We start from the raw sequence: 16,659 nt of genomic DNA, 5'->3' as shown, positions 1-16,659 counted from the left end.
GCAGCACGACCTCGGCGAGCTCCGATGCCCGAATCCTTCACGCTGCCGCTTACTTGTCCCTACTGGCGAGCCTCGATGTCTCGAATCGCGTCAAGCGCGGCTTCGCCCAAGCCGACATCATCAACCAGTGGGGAGAGCTGATGAAGATCGCCCGGACCTCCAAAGCGACCGATCACCTGGATAGCGAGCATCATGTGTGCATCGGGATGCCCATGCCTTTCGTAGAACCAAGCCGGACCGACCTTCGAAGCCAGCGCGTCTCGAGCCAGTTCGGTAGCCATAGCAGGAAAAAGGTCAGGTACGTTCTTGCGGCCCATCGTCATCGAGCGTCCCCAATGAAGAGTCGCGATCGCCGCCATGGTCTGGGCACCGCCTACCTTTTTCAGAAACTCATGAGATTCGGCCTGGACGCGCTGTCCAACGGTCGCCAGCTGTTCCGGCAGCGAGGCCACATAGAACAGACGAGCGCATGCCAACAGCGCGACGTGAGCGGGTGCTTCCGCCACCTCCGTCCAAGAGACCTGGGGAAGTTGCTGCCCCATCTCGCCGTACGCCTCATGCGCCGCGACAAGCGATTCGATGGACTCTTGTGGCCCGCTTGATTGCTCAGACGGCAGCTCGAGCCACGGACGGATGGTCTCGAGCACATAGGGCGTTGGACCGGCTTCTGCAGCACGGCGTATCAACGACGATGGGAAGCTGAAGGGCAGGTTCCCAGCTGCTACGCTGCGGCAAGCCATTGCGCTCAACAGCGCACGGTCCTCATGTAACTGGTCATGCCAAGCTTGGTAATGGGCATCCCCATAAGGGCTGTCGAACTGTCGCATGTAGAAGGCCGCTGCAGCAGCGCAGGCCTCGTCGCTCGTTGGCGTCTTGGACAACTCCTTCAGTTCGGCCATCAGATCATCGAGTCCTGCCCATTTGACGTCGTCAAAGGCGCCGAGCGCGTGCATCGCTTCGTTCTGAGAGTGCTGAAGGAACATGTTCGTTGGCTTCAGCTCGGCTACCGCATCCCGTAGCTGGCGCCGCTGACCCTCGTTCGCCACGGACAGCTGTTCGACAAGGTCGAACGACTGGAGCTTGAGGTGGTAGGGGGAGCCGCGCCAATCGTTCTTGAAGAACTCCACCAACTTTTCTACTAGTGCCCCGACGTCTGCAGGGGGCGTTCTCTTCAGCATGCTCATGAGGACATAAGCCTCCGCCGACGACGTGTCCTTTGTCCAATGCGACAGAAGTTCTTCTCCCAGGCCTTCCGGATACCTGGCCCCGATGGAGTAGTGCCCGTTCGCGACGGCTTCTATCAGTTGGCTCAGCGAGAACTCCCGAGTGCCGAAGAGCACAACCTCAGAAAAGAGGTTCGCGGACAGCTTATTGAGCTCCGCCCGGCCAATGTCGCTTCTAAGAGTGGCCAGTGCGCGCACAATCGCTGCGTCCGCGAGGCGGATGGCCTTGAGGATCGGGGGCAGGTATCGGCCCGTGTAGAAAGCCTTCGCTACCAGACTCAACAATGCGCGATCCTCCTCCGTCCAAGGAGAAGAATCTGGAACGACGCACGTCACGCCGCTCATCCCGCTCCCGTCGCGCTCAAACGTCAGCACCGAAGCCTCATGTTGGAGACGGTCAATGATTTCAATGCACCTCCTGCGCACCCAGGTCTGTGCGGCTACGCCGCACTGCCCTGCGTCAGCCGCCAGTAGCAGGTCGAAGTCCCGCACATGCGGCAGCGTGCTGCAGAGCAACTGCTCGTTCTCAATTGCGCCAAGCAGGAACACGCGACTCTTTCCCAACCGCGGAGACTTCAGCGCCTCAAGCGTGGCTTTGGCGGACCCCATGCGTGTTCTCGCTGCCCACTCGGCCAACGCGGCTCGAAAGAACTGCTCGTGACCGAAGCTCATTCGGTCACCGCGCCGCGCGAGCACGCGCTTCGCCAGCAGCGCGTCGAGCAACGAGCGCGCATTAGGAACGTCCTGAAGTAGTCGGTCGGTCTCTCGTACTGAGGTCGAGAAGCGGGCGGCCTCGGCCAGCACGCCGGCGAAGCGCGCAAGGAACGCGACTCCTTCGAACTCGTGCTCTGCTAGCACCTTTCGAACAAACGTATCGAAGAGCGCGAAGGTGCTGCTGCCGTCCCCTAGCTCAGCGAATACTTCGCCGACTAGCTTCGCCTCGAGGCCACTTCCGACCGCATCCAAGAGGCCTGGCAGCCGACCCAATGCCTTGTCGCTGCCGCATATCGCCTGAGCAATGCGAGCCTTCAGGTTGCCGCTTGGTCTCCGCACCTTCACGGTCACGCGATCAAGCAGGTCGGACCGCGTAGGTTCGCGGCTTGTCGTCATAACGCAAGGCGACTTGAGTCGTCGCGCCAGCGCACGAATCGCCCGGGTCAGATGTTCCTGCCGCCTTTCGGGACACTCGTTGTATCCATCGATGCAGAGGAGCACCGGGCAGCGAAGCCGAAGCACGTCGCTCACGAACTGCCTCGCGCTGGAGCCAGACAGTAGAGCGACCTCTCTCTCAATCAGTTCCTTGAGCGTGTCCTCGAAATCCTGCGCTTGAAGGAGCAACGGGACGAAGTCCATGGCAATGGACTCAATCGCAAGCCGAGCGAGAAGCAGCGATTTTCCGCACCCGGACGGCCCCAGCACCAAGGCGACACCACCAGGCGCCTTCAGGACTGCCGCTTTTACCTGCGCTTGCGACAGGAGCGCGTCATTCATGTCGTACTGGTCGTCAACTAGTTGGGCCGATACCGGTTCATGCAGGATGCGGAACTGCTCTATGTAAAGGTCAATGCGCGAGCGTGCCTCCGCCATCCCTTCGTCGACCGCATCCGCATGCACGGCAACGCGCGTCAACCGAAGTGATGCTGCGACCTTCTCGACGTCCTTCATGGTCAGACGCTGCGATGACCCCCGCTGCAGCAGCGCCGGCAATTGCTCCGGCCCGGCCTTCTGCACCTTCGCAGTACTTGGCACCGAAGACCCAGCTGGCCAACCGAATGCCGCCATGACACAGGCATCCGGATACTCGGTTGCACAGCCCAATGCAGCGCCGACCGCGTCCTTCCAGGAGTTCTTCGCGTCCAACGTCTGGCGGTAAGCGTTGCGCAGTTCGAGGGCCGGCCCTCCCTCGGGCGTCATGGTCCACAACCCGTTCTCCTTGCCGTCCACCGGCCACCGATAGGACTTGGCCTCGATGATCAGCACGCCTTTCGCGGTGCATACGGCGAAATCGACCTGGCGGCCACCGACCTCAAAGTTGGCGAGCACCGCAGAAGGCCCAGGCATCTCGGCAAGGGCGGCCAAGAGGAGCCAGTACACGCAGACTTCCGAGGCGACGTCGATCGTGGCTCCGATGAAGACGTCCACGTTGGAATTGGATGGATTTGCCGCGGGAGGGCTCATGTTCAGAGGAAGAGGCAGGCCGGCTGGGGCCCCAAGTGTGCCTCTCCGCTCAGGACTCAAAGATGTTCGCCGGCGCGGTCAGTGGGGAGGAGCAGAGTCGATTTGAAGCTATGTGGACTCGGGGTATGCGTCCGGCGAAGTCACCTTGAACGCCCCGGCGCCGGCCGCCAGGATGGTGCCCACCAAACCAGTGAACTGACCCCCAGAAGTTGGACAGCCAGTGTCTATGCCCGGGCGATGGTCCGCAACGGGGCTGAGCAAAAAGTGTGGGCGACGCCTTTGCAGCGGTTGCGGTCGGCCGCGGCGATCGCGTGAACTCACGCTGACCGCCATCAAGCCGACCTTCGGTTCGGCGGCCGGTGCCGCCATTAACCGCGGCAAGCGGTTGCACAGCGGCCGTTCGCGCCTATCTCTGGGCCTATGCCAGCGGCGCCTTTGAGACGATGCGCGCCGTGGTCTATGACTTCACTGAGAGCCGCTCGGGCCAGCATCCACGCACTTTCCTTGGACACGGCACCGGGAGCGCCTGGAAGGGCAGCCTCTTGTGTGATGACTAATCGGGCTACAAGGCGTGTTCGTCGATAGCGGCATCACCGAGGTGGGGTGCATGGCTCACCTTCATGCGTGTGGCGCGCCGGTTGGCAAAGAGGTAGGCATGGTGAGGCTTCGCGCCGCCGAAGACCTGAACTACGCGAGCCAGAGCGGTCTCGGTACCGGCGCGCATGTCCAGTGGCGTCGTCGCGAGCCACACGGCGTCGATGCGGATCAACGCAGCAGCTCGCGCATCCAGGCCGCACACGCATCGGCAGCGCCGGCCGGCCACGTCAGCGCGATGGTGGTCGAGCCGCGGCGGACCTCGATGCGGATGGGCTCACCACCCGGCTCGGACGGTGCGGACGCCGCTGGCATCGGCAGCGCGATGAAGTCCACGGGCTTGCCGCGAACGGTCACGACATCGACAGGAGGCCGAGCCCTCTCATGGACCCAGCGCCGCAGCAGGTTGGCGTTGATGCCGTGAGCCATGGCCACGGCGGCCATCGAGACGCCCGGCTGCTGCGAAGCTTGCACTGCCTGCGCCTTGAACTCGGTGCTGTGGACTCGCCGACGGCGGCCTGGCGCTGCTTGGTTCATAGTGCGTATGTACCCATCAAGTCGTTGATGGACACGAGCATCCTAGGGCTGTCTCAGCGGATCAACATGACTTCGCTGGCCGCTTACGACCTGCCAGCCGAAGAGCGGCTGCGAGAGCGACGAACCCGCGCGGCTCCGGTCGCGCAGGCGCTGTACAGGTGGTTGCTGGAGTTCAGGCCGAAGGTAAAGTCGCAATCCAACGTTGCCAGAGCGGCTAGATGCACTTCTAGCTTGCTGGGAGCGGACGGTCGGACCATCGACGCGCTGAGGTTACTCAAGAACGTTGGCGCCGTTCTCCTACTGGACGAATTCACTCGATGCGATGGTTCTGCTCGGTCGGGCGCCAAACCATCCAAATCTGTTCCTGCGTGCTCTTCGTTTCTCTTCTCACAAAGAGCGTGCTGCAACGGCTGCACCGCCACACTGTGTCGACAAAGCGTGGATTTCGTCGCCGGGCACCTACAAGGGTCAGGCTCGGTTCCCAGTTGCGCCTGGGATAAACCACCACTTGAGCGCAAACCTCACATTCCAACATGCCTGCTTACGGCTAAATTCAAGGCCCACTCCGTGCAAACAGCGTACCCGCAGTCAGTCCGCCGAAGCGCCATGCCCGTCGGGTTGCGTTCCTCGACCGGGCCGATGTCTCAGGACGGACGCTTTTCTTGCAGAGACGGGGAGTTGAACGCTTTGGGCGAAACTGGACTTCCTTGGAGCGCGCCAAGCGTGCCGGTCAAATCCGCCAAGCGCCCGCAACCGTTGGCGCGAGGCGAACCTCTGTAGCTCAAGCCGAGCTTCTTGCCCGTATCACCATAACGCCGCGGTCCGCGCTGCGGGCGCATATAGGCAAACGGAACTAACACCGCAGTGCAAGCGACGATGGTAGGGCGGTCTCGTTTTCACGAGTTCTGCTCGTGCATCCAGTCCTGGAGCGGCACGAACGTCTCGCCGCAGTTGGTGTCGAACGTGATCCAGCCGCCGCATCGGCAGCTCAGATCAAGCAGGTGCTGGACCTCCCCGGGGCTGAGATTCAAAGGCGCGCCACCCCCATCGGCGGCATGCAACGCGTGCCACACGTCGACTTCGGTGCCTTGCATCCACACGGCGCGGTAACTGCGCTGCGAGATTAGGGAAATGAAAGAGGCCAGATCGCGCTGATCCGACGAAAGGTTCTCAAGAGCCACGCGGTTTCTCCTCAGGCGACAACTTTGCGCGTTCGCAACAGTAGCTACGATCCTGCCAGATTCATCCAGGCACTCGGCTTGCGGATCCTCAATGCGAGCATTCTTTGGCTGACGCTGATACCGGTGGGCTCGACTGCTCGCCGCTCTTCGTTCACGCAGACGCAGTCTCGACGAACGAACTGCTCTCACGCCTCATCCAGCGTTCATTCGGTGGCGGTTCCTTCTGAGAGAAGATGCAGCATGGTGACTCGCATCTCCTCGGCAAAGATCTCCGCGTCGCGCAGCTCGCGCATCACGTCATTCGCGGTGCGCTGGTCGTTCCTAGCCACTGCCGTGGCAAGTGTTCGATCCAGCCGCTGACGGTGTGCTTCGGCATCATTCCAGGTGCGAAGCGCTTGAAGCAAGGTCGGCGCCATAAGCCGAGTGAGCAATGCCGGTGCCGGACAGCATCGGCTGGCGCGCCTTACGGAGGGCGTCAATCAGGACTTCGGCGCCAACGGGCTTAACGAGGTTGAAGTCATAAAGCGTCGGCTCGTAGCTCGTCTCGTCTCCTTTGCGAATGCTGCCGGTGAGCGAGATCAAGATCATCTTCCACGGCATGCGGCGGGCGGCGATCGCGACTTGGGAGGCTTCGCCCGCGGCCAAATGCGGCTCCATGATCAGCGCGTCAAAGCGCTCGCAGCGGAGTATTTCGGTGGCCGTGTCGATTCGGTCCACCCAGACGGCGCGCCAGCCGGCCAGCTCAAGCAGCAGCGCGACGGCCTCTGCGGCGTCGGGATAGTCGTCCAGTATGAGGACCGATGGGCGGCTCGGGCTTAGCACGCGCAAATGCTAGAGCTCCTCAGCCTTTCTTCAATATGGAACTCCTTACAGTACCGATCCCGTACGCCGAGCCACTGAGGTCCCGATGGGGCCCGTACCGGCCGCCCGGACGGCGACGCAGCTACGAGGCCAAGCGGCGCCACAGTTCTTGAACGGCAGGCGCGACGGCTCCAATGCCGCCCAAGCACCATCAAGGCTATGGCCCGTACATGGTGTCTGTCGAACACACGGCTTTCCGCAGGTCGACCGGTGCCGGCGGTGGCGGCGGCAGCGCGGATGCCCACTTCATGGTCGTCGGAATCGAGGCCTCGCGGCCCATGGCGATCGTGCTCTCGATTTCTTCGCAAACCTCCGCCGGCAACTCGCGGAGCGCCCACGTCTGGCGCAGCGACACCTTCTCGTTCTTGATTACCTCCCGCTCGAAGCCGATCACCGTCCAGTAGCCGCCGTCCGAAAAGATCACCGCAGCGTCCCACAGGGGCAACAGCGAATTCTTGGTCCGGTCCCCGTTCAAGCCGGACACCGCTACCAAGCGCGCCACGCGCAGCGTCCGGCGCGACGCTGGGTCGAACTCCTCGCGCAGGCGAAACCGGCCGCCTTTGGTCAGGTTGCCGTGCTGCGCGGCCGGCACCTTGCGGCCGCGTCGGAAAGGGGTGGCTCCGTCCTCCCGACATCAAACTGTGCAACGGCAACGCACAGCTCAAGGTCATACCGTGAGCTCTGGGGGCATCCCGCCAGCTTCCGAGGGCTTGAAGCAAAGATGTCGCCGCCGGGAGGCAGTTGCTAGTCTCTTGCTCCATGGCAACGTGCAGGCCATTCTTCGCGCCAGCTGAAAAGTCGCGACGGAAGCTGACAGCCGTCGGGCCTGCGCTTCGAGACTTCCAGCCGCGGCGGCACTTTCCTCAACCAGTGCGGCGTTCCGCTGTGTGACTTGGTCCATCTGCGCGATGGCCTGATTGATCTGCTCAATGCCCCGGCGCTATTCCTGTGCAGCGTTCGCGATTTCGTTGACACGGTCGTTGACCTGGGCGATCTCGTCGTCGATCTGACGCATCGTTGCGCCGCTCTGAGCGACTTCGCGCTGGCCGACCTCGACTGCGGCTGCCGAACTGGCGAGCAGCCCCTTAATCTCGCGCGCCGCGCCGGCGCTGCGCTGCGCAAGGCTTCTCACCTTGGCTGCGACGACGGCGAAACCGCGGCCTAGCTCGCCGGCCCTCGCCGCCTCTACCGCTGCGTTCAGCGCCAGGATGTTGGTCTGAAACGCGATGCCGTCGATGACGCCGATGATGTCTCCGATTCGGCAGCTGTGAACTGTGATCTCCTCCATCATGGCGACGACGCGGCTGGACGCCTCCCCGCCATGGCGCGCCGTGATGGAAGCCTTCGAGGCCAGTTGCGTCGCTGCGCCGGCGCTGGCAGCGGCGTTGCTCACGGTGCCGGTGATCCGCTCCATTGCGCCGGCGGTCTCCTGCAAGCTGCCGGCCTGCTGTTCAGTACAGCCGGAAAGGTCAAGGTTCCCCGGCGGCAGTCTGGGTCGACGCCGTGGTCACCGAGTCGACCCCCGATCGCACTCCCCGTACGAGCGTGCGCAGGCTGGCGAGCATTCCACGCAGCGTGCGCTGTAGCCCGCCAAGCTCGTCGCTCCGGTCGACGGACACCTCTCGAGTCAGATCACCGGCGGCAAGCGAGGGACGGCCTCTACGCTGCAACATTGGCTTGGCATGAGCACCTGCGAGGGCGTCGCATGAAGCGCTGCCCCGACGGCAAGCGGCGGCGCAACCGGTAATCGCCACCGGTTACGAGGAACCGTAGAAAGAACTTCCCGATCAGGAGGCCCTCGCAGACCGACGTCCTAGGAGAATGCAGCGGTGAGGCGAGAGTTCCGGTCAGGGGCGCCGTATGCCTTTGCTCTGAGGCGGTGTAAATCGCGCCGTTTCAACGCATAAGGAATCTCTCATGAACTCCACTACTCAGGACCATCTCGTGACCGGCCTGTTCCCGGATCGCGCCAGCGCGGAGTCGGCCTACGGATCTATCAGCGAGCGCGGGTACGACCCCAAGGACGTCGACCTCGTCATGTCGGAAGACACCCGCAAGCATCATTTCAGCGATGGCGATGTTGAGACAGAACTCGGCAACAAGGCCGCTGAGGGGGCCGGCGTCGGAGGCGCCATCGGCGGTACTGTGGGCGCCATCGCCGCTGCGGTTGCCGCAGTGGGCACCACCCTCGTACTCCCCGGGCTGGGACTGGTCGTCGCAGGGCCTCTTGCGGCGGCGGCAGCGGGGGCTGGCGCGGGGGCAGCGGGGGGCGGTCTCCTGGGCGCGCTGATCGGCTGGAGCATGCCGGAAGAGCGGGTGAAGCAGTATGAGGAAGGCGTGCGCAACGGTGGCATCCTCATGGGACTGCGAGCGAAGAACGAGACAGACGCTGAGCACTTCGAGCGCAGCTGGACCGCGGCCGACGGCCAACACGTGTTCCGATGATCGTTCGCCTGCATGTCGCCGCTGATCTCAGTGATCAGGTCGCGTCGATGTCACCGACGGCGCAAGAGCTGACGGACGATCGACACCTTCTCGCGGCCACCTTCATACATGGTCGCATCTCCGTCAGCTACAAGCTGTACGTGCCGCCCGGCGATCCTGGCTCGCCACGTCCGTTGCTGCTCATGCTGCACGGCTGCATGCAGGACCCCGATGACTTCGCCGCCGGAACTCGCATGAACGAAGTAGCCCGCCGCCATGGCTGGCTTGTTCTTTACCCCAAACAGACGACATCAATTCACCCGCAGGGCTGCTGGAGCTGGTTCAAGACCAGTCACCAGCAGCGCGGTCGCGGCGAGCCAGCATTGCTGGTGGCATTGACACGGCACGTCATGCACGTATACGGCGCCGACGAACGCCATGTGCATGTGGCGGGCCTGTCCGCGGGCGGAGCGATGGCCGCTGTGCTGGCACGGACCTATCCGGAACTCTTCGCCTCCATGGGCGTGCACTCGGGAGTCCCCTTCGGCGTCGCCGCACACGCGTCCGAAGCCTTGTCTGTCATGCGAAACGGACCGGTCACTCGAGGCACGAAGTCCGCTGCGAGTTCGCCGCACAGCATTCCAGCGATCGTTTTTCTCGGCTCGCGGGACATGATTGTCCACCCGCTCAACGGCGAGCAGGTCTATGCCGACGCGACACGCGGCCTGTCGGGCGTGGAGCTAGTCGAGCATGGCCACGAAGGTGGACGGGCCTACGCGCGAAAGACGCGCATCGGAACCGACGGTCGATCGCACGCAGAACTTTGGTTGATCGACGGGGCCGGACATGCATGGTCCGGCGGGGAACCCAGCGGTACTCACACGGATTGGCAAGGACCGGATGCGGCAAGTCAAATGATCTGCTTCTTCTCCGCGCATCCGCGCGGCTAGTTGCCTTGCGGCCCGTTAGCGCCATCGATTTCATCGCTGCCGGCCATCGAAGGCGCGCCAGCACCGTCGCCATCCTCCACTTCTGCGACCTCCACGTTGACGCACTGAAGGCCCTCCTGCGTGCCGAAGATCAAACGGGCAGGTCAACTTGTCTCTGCGCCTCATAACCTCGCTCGTCGTGTACTTACTCGGCGGCATTGCCCATGTCGATGGCTCCAAGGCTGGGCCCTGGCGCTGGTCTAGCGAGGGGTGGCAGGAATGGCTTGCCGCCGTCCTTGAACAGGATGCGTCGCCCACGCGCGATTGCCGGGCCCGACCGCTTGCGATTCGCCCGCCTCTCAAGGCGGATGTCACACGAGGTATAGCCTGGAGCGCATGGACGAGCCGGGTTGCCAGCGACATCTCCACCGGCGTGCCGATGGGAGCTATCTGGTACTCCGGGGTGACGCCTCATGAGGAGGTATCGATCGCACGAACAGTACGGGTACAGCGCTGTCCCGCAGCACCAACTGGGCGTCCCCGCCAAGCAGCAGTTTGCTGGGATTGCGCCGGCCATGCGTTCCCAAAACGATCAGACCACAATGCTGGGCGACGGCCTGCGCAACGATGATGGACGAAGCGTTGGATTCAACCGTCTCATGCATGAAAAAGGAGACCTGGACACCCTGCCGCTGAGCTTCCAATGCTGCTTTGGCGAGCAGCTCCTGCCCGTAGTCTCGAAGGCTTTGCCGGTGCTCCTGGAAGTCTCCAGCCGTCTGGAGGAACAGTGGTTCGACATCGATCACGTTCAAGAGAACGAGGCGTGCCTTCATCGCGCCGGCCAACCGTAGGGCACACGCGAGTCCGGCGTCTGATGATCGGCTCCCGTCAATCGGAACGAGGATCGCCTCACACATGGCAAGCCTTCGACTTCTTCTCGCGTTTGCGACGGGAATCTTTCGGGATCAGTTTCGCGCTGTCCTTTGGGACGTGGGCCGGCCTTCCGCCATCGGTGGTGAATGCATCTTCAGCTGCCTCGTCCGACGAGAGGGGAGGATTCGGCGGAGCAGCCCGTGGTTGATTGTTCACGGTCGCCTCGCTTTAGGTGGTGCGCCGGATGCAGGTGACAAGCGCGGCAAGTATCGATAGGCCCGAGGCCTTTTGGCTCCTGTACTCAGCCCAAACGTCGGCGACGAACGTTGCCTGGCTCAAGACGACTGCGACCAGCCAGAGTGATATGCCCCAACCGATGGCCCCCTCGGCGATGAGCACGGCACCCAGCACTCCGAGCGGGACAACAGAAAAGAGGAGAAGAGCGTTCATGAGGGATGCTCCGTGATTAGCGACCGACAATCACAGCGTCCTCCTTCTGAGCGGTGATGTCTGTGTGGTAACAAACACGGCAGAGCCATCGAATACACGTCGTTCGGCGGGTCCTCTGGTCACGGTGCGCCGACGTGGTGCGTTGTCATCGCGCGCGTGGAAAGACCATGAAGCGTGATGGAAAAGGCGACCGTCCAGAGCGTCACGCCAGCAAGCAATGCAGCTACGTCGCCAGGTACGCCCTGGCTCAGCACGTACAGCAAGTAGTACACGGAGCCCACCCCGCGAATCCCGAACCATCCCAACATGATGTGCTGCCGCCAGGTAAGCTGCTCTCCGACAATCGCCACAGCGACTGAAACGGGCCGCAGAAGGAGCAGAATCAATGCGATGGCGCCGAGGATCAGCGGCGACAGCGGCACGAAAGGCAGCATGGCGCCGACCAAGATGATGAGGCCCATCTCGGCAACCTTCTCGAGTTGATCGTTGAAACGCCCAACAGATTCCTTCATTGTCGCGCTCGCGTGATGAGAGTGCGTCGCAACGGCCTCATAGGGATGTCCCGAGACGTCGGCATGCCCGCCGAGGGCTTGTTCCCGTCGGCGCGGCTGCTCAGCGCCCCTTCCGAACGCGATGCCCGCAGCCAGAACAGCAAGAAAGCCGGAGGCTGACACATACAGTGCCGCGCCGTAAGCGACGCCGATGAGCCCCAGTCCGATGAAGGCGTCCAGGCCAATGGCCTGCCGATACCGGCTCCGCAGAAACACCACGGCCCAGCCCATGAGGGCGCCAAAACTTCCCCCGATTGCGACGCCGGCCACCGGCGTCCAGATCAGATCGACGGCTGTCCACTGAAGCCAATCAAAATGCCAAATCGCTCGGTCGCCGGTAGCCCGCAGTACGGCCAGGCCAAGAATCACAAAGGGAAGCGCTGCGGCATCATTGAGCGCCCCCTCAGCGGCCAGACTGAAGCCGACGCGCTCCGGGTCTTTTCCCGCGTCGGTATGCACGCTGGACGCCAGCACGGGATCGGTCGGAGCGAGGATGGCCCCCAGCAGAATCGCCGCCCCGAGCGGCATCTGCAGAAGGACCACGCCCACAATCGCGGTCAGTCCCACCATGACCGCTAACGACAGGAACGCCAGTCTTAAAGGGAGCCGCCAAAGGCGATCGAAGAACGGTACACCCAGCCTTAGCCCGACCGCAAAAAGCGATATCGCCAAGCCCAGCTCCGCCGATCGGAGGAGCAGCTCGGAACGGGAGAACGGATCGGGGCGGAATATATCGAGTACACCCGGGCCGAGCACCCAGCCGATACCCAGATAGATCATGGCGCTGGTCAGTTGCATGCGGCCAAGAAGGGTGCCCAGGAGCACCATGCCCAGAAGCAACGCTCCGAAGAGCAGCATCCATGCCGCAAAACTCATACAAGTTCTTCCGAAGCCATTAAATCTGTTGCAAGAGGACGCTCTGGATCTATGGCTGGCTCACATTGAGAGACGTGCTCGGCTTGGGTGTGGCGACGCCGGCCAGTGCAGGGGGAGGGCAACCTCGTTTGCTCGGGCTTTTTGGCTTCGTCGCTGCAGTGGTGATGCACGGACATTGCGGATGTCGTTCGAGGAAGCTATATGGTGCGGAGGCGGCTCGGTTAGGCTCAGGCCGCAACAACCGCGCCCGCTGCTGCTCTAGCCTGCGCCGTTCCCGTGGAGGCGTCGGTGCGACAACGAACCTAGCCGCAGGACGTCGATCCAGCCTCTTCTTCGTGTACCGGCTGTCGTCGGATCTCCAACCAACATTCGAAGGCTCGCCGATGGTGTCGACAGAACTTGCGCGCCAGAACGAACTCCTTGCCGCACTTTCGGAGGAAGAGTTGTCGCGATGGCTTCCAAATCTGGAAGCGGTGCAGGCGCCGCTCGGTCAGGTGATCTACGAATCGGGAGGTCACCTGTCCCACGTCTACTTCCCTACGACGTCCATCGTGTCTCTTCTTTACGTACTCGAGGACGGCGGCTCCGCGGAAATCTCCGTTGTGGGTTATGAGGGCGTGCTGGGTGTGTCGCTCTTTATGGGCGGTCAGACTACTCCCAGCCGCGGCGTGGTGCAAAGCGCGGGGGAACTGCTGCGGCTACGATCCGACTTCATGCTCGCGGAATTCAACCGAGCGGGGAACGTGATGCACCTTCTGCTCCGCTATACGCAGGCTCTGCTCACGCAGATGTCCCAGACAGCGGTCTGCAATCGGCATCACTCCTTGGATCAGCAGCTTTGCCGCTGGCTGCTCCTGAGCCTGGACCGGCTCCACGGCAACGATCTTGTCATGACGCAGGACCTCATCGCCAACATGCTCGGGGTGCGGAGAGAGGGCGTCACCCAGGCGGCAGGCAATCTTCAAGATGCTGGGCTGATAAGTTACCGCCGTGGACATATCCGGGTGCTCGACCGTGCCGGTCTCGAGCAACGCACCTGTGAGTGCTACGCAGTGGTGAAAGCCGAGTACGTCCGCCTGCTGAAACCCGGCTCGGGTAATTCGGTGCAACAGGTAAGCGCCCCTCGATAGTCGGCCTAGTCGGCGCCTGGCTGGTCGAACAACAATGGCCGCGGCAATCTATGGTGAAAAGACGTCGGATCAGCGCTGGGAACCGCTGGAAGAAGGCCTCCTCCTGTTTCGGCTCACCAATGGCCCCGGACAGCCGGAGGAATTCGGATGGCCGGGCCTACGCCGAATCGAACGCCTCGCCAGAGAACGAAGCCTGAGCCCCGTTCGATGCTGTGCTCCCTTTCGACGCACACGTTAGGAAGGCTGCCGTTCAAGAGTTCGCCCGCCACCGGTTCCCACATGCGAACCGGCGTGCTTCTCGAGCGCCAAGATCAGGCGTGCTGCATGCGACTGCCCTCGGTCCAGCGCCGCAGCTCCGGTTAGGTGGTGCTCAGCCCCATAACCCGCGACGCGGGGGACGCGCTTCCGGTACTGAACGCTTGTGGGGCCGCAGGCATTTCAAGCACGCCGGTCGGCAAGTTCTCCATGCGTTTACGCGTTAGCGGGCTCCCTTACCCGGTCGAACTGGGCTCACGTCGTAATCTGCGCGGAGTCGGACTTGCCAGAGGACAGCGGGGCATCCCGCCCCACATCAAGGCGCCATCATGAACAGCAGTACGTCGGCTTCCGAGTCCACCCGTCCTACGACCTCGAAGCCTGAGAACGAGAACGACGATCCCGTCGGTGATCCGATTGCGAACCAATCGCCGGAGGGCGTTCGCACCGGCGACGCATCGGACGAATCGAACTCCGGCGCCGAGCGAACCGGCAATGACGGCAAGAAGCGTTCGACGCAAGAGGACACAGAGGGCAAGCCGCACGAGCTGCCTGAAGGCAGCGACGTGCCTCCCGACGACGATGCCACTGCGCGTCCTGTACCAGATGCGGCCGGTCAGGCGCGGCGTGGAATCTCAGATGCGGATCTGCCGCAGTCCGCGCGCGGCTGACCGGCGCTGCCGCAACGCATCTCCTCTTCCAGCCAAGCCAGGGTGAGGAAAACCGGTTCCCTTGTGCATCGCGCGTGCACATGCCGATATGGCCATCTGCGGTCAGCCGGTCGTGAGCACGCGCAGGATGTCCGGATACCAGCTGCAGTTCAGTCCAAGGGTCTCGTCAAAGGCCGCCTCCCTGTTTCGCCCTTCTAGACGAGCGGAGTGGATGCCCAGCAGCCGCCAGGGAAACCCCGGCTGGGACGCATCCCGCGTCACGACCGGGGCTCCGCTGAGACCTCGATGCGTCCGCGCGTCCGTCAGGAAATATCCCTCTCCGCCGAAGCGCCAGCCGTAGGGGGACGCCACGATGCCGGATCGAGCCACCGGTAGGTGATGCAATTCATCGTGAAACCCCATGGGGAACCCGACGATCAGCACCGGCGTACCCAAGCCGATGTCCCGTTCCAGCTCCGGCATCTCTTCGGAGGGAAAGGCGTGCCAGACCGCCTTGTCCGGCATCTGTTCCCGTCGGAGCTTGAGAGTCGCGACGTCGACGTCTCCCGCCGCGTCCCTTCCCTGTCTCCACGCTGCGGTGCCCGCGTCATACAGAGGAAGGGCAGCACTGGCGACTGTCGCCAGATTGTTGCCGTCCGTATGGAAATCAACCTGTATCAGATCGGGATAGTGACCGCTCGACGGATCGATGAACACGTGCCGGCAGGTGACCAGAAAGACCTCCTCGCCGCGTTGCTGCAGGAAGCCCGTGGCGCGCGTCAAGGCTCGACCACCCTGCGAGGTGCTAAGCCGGACCACAGCGAGCAGCAGCGGATCAACGGACTTCATCGCGGGCCGTAGAGGCGGGCGCTAGGCATCGGCCCTCCTCTTTCGCCACCCCGTGTTGTCGTACGCGCGGCCAGCTTGACCAGGTACATGGCTGCGTCTGCTTTCCTCACGAGGTCCTCTGCCTGGTCACCGTCGGCCGGAAAGTTGCTGGCGCCGATGCTCACGCCTTGCGTCAGGACGGTGCCAGCCACGGTCCACGGCCGAGCAACGGCCGCGACGATCTTGGAGATCAGTCGTCCGACGCCGTCGCTTGGAACGTTCTCCGCAATGATGACGAACTCGTCGCCGCCGATGCGGCAAACGGTGTCACTTGCTCTCAGCGTCGCCTTGAGGACGCCGGCCACGTGCAGCAGCAACCGGTCGCCGACTTCATGCCCGAGTTGATCGTTGGTCTTCTTGAAGTCATTGAGGTCCAGGAAGAGAACTGCCAGGGGCGTCGAGTTCCGCTTGGCGAGTTCGAGCTCGTGGGTCAACCTGTCCCAAAGGACAATGCGGTTGGGCAGCTGGGTCAATGGATCGGTCTCGGCAACCCGCACGGCCTGCTCAAGCGCGGCGTGCGCGGAGTCGGCTTCTCTTACGGCGCGCAGGTTCTGATCATGGAGTTCTGTGTACAGGCGCTCGTTCTCGAGCACCATCCAGTACAAGGCTCCCAGCCGCTCCTCGCTGCGTGCCTGGTTGATCTGGGTCAGAAGCTTCTCGAGCGTGTGCTCGGCCTCCCTGATCTCGCGCTCGACCTGCGCAAGGCGCAGAACTGACTCGGCTTCAGTGCTCATCACTCTCTTCCCGACTAGAAGGATGGGAATTCGTCTGGTTGTCAGCTTGGGACTGCACATCGTGCCCCTGCTGCCAGGCGTCTTTTCGCCTTTGCCAAAGGTCCGGGCACTCTCCCGTTGCCGAAGGGCGATTCAACTGTTCGTCCATGGGATTCACATCACGCTCTTCACCTCGCGCGGCGGCCTTGGCTCCTTGACGTTGGAGTTCGGCGCGCTCGGCGGTGGGGAGGCCGTCCTTCTGATCGCGTCCGGCGGCGTGCCGCTTCGGTTTGGACCTGCGCTTCATGGTCGCCTCCCTCTCCGGTAGAGCCATGCCGTGAAACCC

20 protein-coding genes are annotated in these 16,659 nt (G+C 63.0%); 5 read left to right on the top strand and 15 right to left on the bottom strand.

Annotated elements, in window-relative coordinates; genetic code table 11:
* Positions 1-59: 59 nt before the first annotated feature.
* Positions 60-3,365 carry an NACHT domain-containing protein gene (locus tag FHT37_RS16030; RefSeq protein WP_183482811.1) on the bottom strand — a complete coding sequence of 1,102 codons (3,306 nt, stop codon included), beginning with the start codon at positions 3,363-3,365 and terminating at the stop codon, positions 60-62.
* A 395-nt stretch (positions 3,366-3,760) separates the two neighbouring features.
* Between FHT37_RS16030 and FHT37_RS16025 the strand changes: the two genes are divergently transcribed.
* On the top strand, positions 3,761-3,958 hold the full coding sequence (locus FHT37_RS16025) for a transposase (RefSeq protein WP_183482809.1): 198 nt from the start codon (positions 3,761-3,763) through the stop codon (positions 3,956-3,958).
* 5 nt (positions 3,959-3,963) lie between these two features.
* Here the strand turns inward: FHT37_RS16025 and tnpB are convergent, their stop codons facing one another.
* The 8 genes from tnpB to FHT37_RS25795 form a co-directional block, all read right to left on the bottom strand.
* A complete protein-coding gene (gene tnpB, locus FHT37_RS25800; RefSeq protein ID WP_221211106.1) occupies positions 3,964-4,170 on the bottom strand; it encodes an IS66 family insertion sequence element accessory protein TnpB in 207 nt (68 codons plus the stop codon).
* The gene (locus FHT37_RS16015; RefSeq protein WP_183482807.1) at positions 4,167-4,532 is read right to left on the bottom strand and encodes a transposase; all 366 of its coding nucleotides are present in this window, start codon (positions 4,530-4,532) and stop codon (positions 4,167-4,169) included. The genes tnpB and FHT37_RS16015 overlap by 4 nt, the downstream gene beginning before the upstream one ends.
* 896 nt (positions 4,533-5,428) lie before the next feature.
* Entirely contained in the window at positions 5,429-5,713 is a 285-nt protein-coding gene (locus FHT37_RS16010) for a hypothetical protein (protein ID WP_183482805.1), read from the bottom strand.
* Between the two features lie 203 nt (positions 5,714-5,916).
* A complete protein-coding gene (locus tag FHT37_RS16005; protein ID WP_183482804.1) occupies positions 5,917-6,117 on the bottom strand; it encodes a hypothetical protein in 201 nt (66 codons plus the stop codon).
* Positions 6,089-6,535, bottom strand: coding sequence for a two-component system response regulator (locus tag FHT37_RS16000; protein ID WP_183482802.1), 447 nt, complete (start codon positions 6,533-6,535; stop codon positions 6,089-6,091). Before FHT37_RS16000 ends, FHT37_RS16005 begins: the two co-directional genes overlap by 29 nt.
* Before the next feature lie 196 nt (positions 6,536-6,731).
* Positions 6,732-7,166 (bottom strand): hypothetical protein, encoded by a 435-nt coding sequence (locus FHT37_RS15995; protein ID WP_183482800.1) that lies wholly within the window; start codon positions 7,164-7,166, stop codon positions 6,732-6,734.
* A gap of 348 nt (positions 7,167-7,514) precedes the next feature.
* On the bottom strand, positions 7,515-8,009 hold the full coding sequence (locus FHT37_RS25455) for a methyl-accepting chemotaxis protein (protein ID WP_255489698.1): 495 nt from the start codon (positions 8,007-8,009) through the stop codon (positions 7,515-7,517).
* Positions 8,010-8,043: 34 nt separating this feature from the next.
* Positions 8,044-8,247 carry a HAMP domain-containing protein gene (locus tag FHT37_RS25795; protein WP_409072711.1) on the bottom strand — a complete coding sequence of 68 codons (204 nt, stop codon included), beginning with the start codon at positions 8,245-8,247 and terminating at the stop codon, positions 8,044-8,046.
* Positions 8,248-8,491: 244 nt separating this feature from the next.
* On the opposite strand from FHT37_RS25795, the gene FHT37_RS15980 reads away from it, so the two are divergent.
* On the top strand, positions 8,492-9,019 hold the full coding sequence (locus tag FHT37_RS15980) for a hypothetical protein (protein ID WP_183482794.1): 528 nt from the start codon (positions 8,492-8,494) through the stop codon (positions 9,017-9,019).
* Positions 9,016-9,948 carry a PHB depolymerase family esterase gene (locus FHT37_RS15975; RefSeq protein WP_183482792.1) on the top strand — a complete coding sequence of 311 codons (933 nt, stop codon included), beginning with the start codon at positions 9,016-9,018 and terminating at the stop codon, positions 9,946-9,948. Before FHT37_RS15980 ends, FHT37_RS15975 begins: the two co-directional genes overlap by 4 nt.
* Before the next feature lie 425 nt (positions 9,949-10,373).
* Here FHT37_RS15975 and FHT37_RS25790 read toward each other — a convergent pair whose 3' ends face one another.
* From FHT37_RS25790 to FHT37_RS15960, 3 genes are all read right to left on the bottom strand, one after another.
* Entirely contained in the window at positions 10,374-10,844 is a 471-nt protein-coding gene (locus tag FHT37_RS25790) for a universal stress protein (RefSeq protein ID WP_183482790.1), read from the bottom strand.
* 184 nt (positions 10,845-11,028) lie between these two features.
* Positions 11,029-11,250, bottom strand: a complete 222-nt coding sequence (locus FHT37_RS15965; RefSeq protein WP_147241321.1) for a hypothetical protein — start codon at positions 11,248-11,250, stop codon at positions 11,029-11,031.
* 119 nt (positions 11,251-11,369) lie between these two features.
* Positions 11,370-12,677, bottom strand: coding sequence for a sodium:proton antiporter (locus tag FHT37_RS15960; RefSeq protein ID WP_183482788.1), 1,308 nt, complete (start codon positions 12,675-12,677; stop codon positions 11,370-11,372).
* Positions 12,678-13,060: 383 nt separating this feature from the next.
* On the opposite strand from FHT37_RS15960, the gene FHT37_RS15955 reads away from it, so the two are divergent.
* Positions 13,061-13,807, top strand: a complete 747-nt coding sequence (locus FHT37_RS15955) for a Crp/Fnr family transcriptional regulator (protein WP_147241325.1) — start codon at positions 13,061-13,063, stop codon at positions 13,805-13,807.
* A gap of 584 nt (positions 13,808-14,391) precedes the next feature.
* Positions 14,392-14,733 carry a hypothetical protein gene (locus FHT37_RS15950; protein ID WP_183482786.1) on the top strand — a complete coding sequence of 114 codons (342 nt, stop codon included), beginning with the start codon at positions 14,392-14,394 and terminating at the stop codon, positions 14,731-14,733.
* 102 nt (positions 14,734-14,835) lie between these two features.
* On the opposite strand, the gene FHT37_RS15945 is transcribed toward FHT37_RS15950, so the two are convergent.
* From FHT37_RS15945 to FHT37_RS15935, 3 genes are read right to left on the bottom strand one after another with little or no spacing between them, the layout of a single operon-like run.
* Positions 14,836-15,561 carry a serine protease gene (locus FHT37_RS15945; RefSeq protein ID WP_183482784.1) on the bottom strand — a complete coding sequence of 242 codons (726 nt, stop codon included), beginning with the start codon at positions 15,559-15,561 and terminating at the stop codon, positions 14,836-14,838.
* Complete coding sequence (locus FHT37_RS15940) at positions 15,558-16,334, bottom strand: GGDEF domain-containing protein (RefSeq protein WP_183482782.1); 777 nt, start codon at positions 16,332-16,334, stop codon at positions 15,558-15,560. Before FHT37_RS15940 ends, FHT37_RS15945 begins: the two co-directional genes overlap by 4 nt.
* Positions 16,324-16,620: a CrpP-related protein gene (locus FHT37_RS15935; protein WP_183482780.1), complete on the bottom strand. Its 297-nt coding sequence runs from the start codon at positions 16,618-16,620 to the stop codon at positions 16,324-16,326. Before FHT37_RS15935 ends, FHT37_RS15940 begins: the two co-directional genes overlap by 11 nt.
* Positions 16,621-16,659: the final 39 nt, after the last annotated feature.

This window comes from Mitsuaria sp. BK037 (genome assembly GCF_014193045.1).
Taxonomy (GTDB): domain Bacteria; phylum Pseudomonadota; class Gammaproteobacteria; order Burkholderiales; family Burkholderiaceae_C; genus Roseateles.
This window is presented reverse-complemented; position numbering and strand designations above follow the sequence as displayed.

Excerpts from the sequence above, each read along its gene's own strand:
- FHT37_RS15950 (WP_183482786.1), top strand. The coding sequence starts at position 14,392 with ATGAACAGCAGTACGTCGGCTTCCGAGTCCACCCGTCCTACGACCTCG.
- FHT37_RS15980 (WP_183482794.1), top strand. The coding sequence starts at position 8,492 with ATGAACTCCACTACTCAGGACCATCTCGTGACCGGCCTGTTCCCGGAT.
- FHT37_RS15975 (WP_183482792.1), top strand. The coding sequence starts at position 9,016 with ATGATCGTTCGCCTGCATGTCGCCGCTGATCTCAGTGATCAGGTCGCG.
- FHT37_RS15935 (WP_183482780.1), bottom strand. The coding sequence starts at position 16,620 with ATGAAGCGCAGGTCCAAACCGAAGCGGCACGCCGCCGGACGCGATCAG.
- FHT37_RS25795 (WP_409072711.1), bottom strand. The coding sequence starts at position 8,247 with ATGTTGCAGCGTAGAGGCCGTCCCTCGCTTGCCGCCGGTGATCTGACT.
- FHT37_RS15965 (WP_147241321.1), bottom strand. The coding sequence starts at position 11,250 with ATGAACGCTCTTCTCCTCTTTTCTGTTGTCCCGCTCGGAGTGCTGGGT.
- FHT37_RS15940 (WP_183482782.1), bottom strand. The coding sequence starts at position 16,334 with ATGAGCACTGAAGCCGAGTCAGTTCTGCGCCTTGCGCAGGTCGAGCGC.
- FHT37_RS25790 (WP_183482790.1), bottom strand. The coding sequence starts at position 10,844 with ATGTGTGAGGCGATCCTCGTTCCGATTGACGGGAGCCGATCATCAGAC.
- FHT37_RS15960 (WP_183482788.1), bottom strand. The coding sequence starts at position 12,677 with ATGAGTTTTGCGGCATGGATGCTGCTCTTCGGAGCGTTGCTTCTGGGC.
- FHT37_RS15955 (WP_147241325.1), top strand. The coding sequence starts at position 13,061 with ATGGTGTCGACAGAACTTGCGCGCCAGAACGAACTCCTTGCCGCACTT.
- FHT37_RS16015 (WP_183482807.1), bottom strand. The coding sequence starts at position 4,532 with ATGAACCAAGCAGCGCCAGGCCGCCGTCGGCGAGTCCACAGCACCGAG.
- FHT37_RS15945 (WP_183482784.1), bottom strand. The coding sequence starts at position 15,561 with ATGAAGTCCGTTGATCCGCTGCTGCTCGCTGTGGTCCGGCTTAGCACC.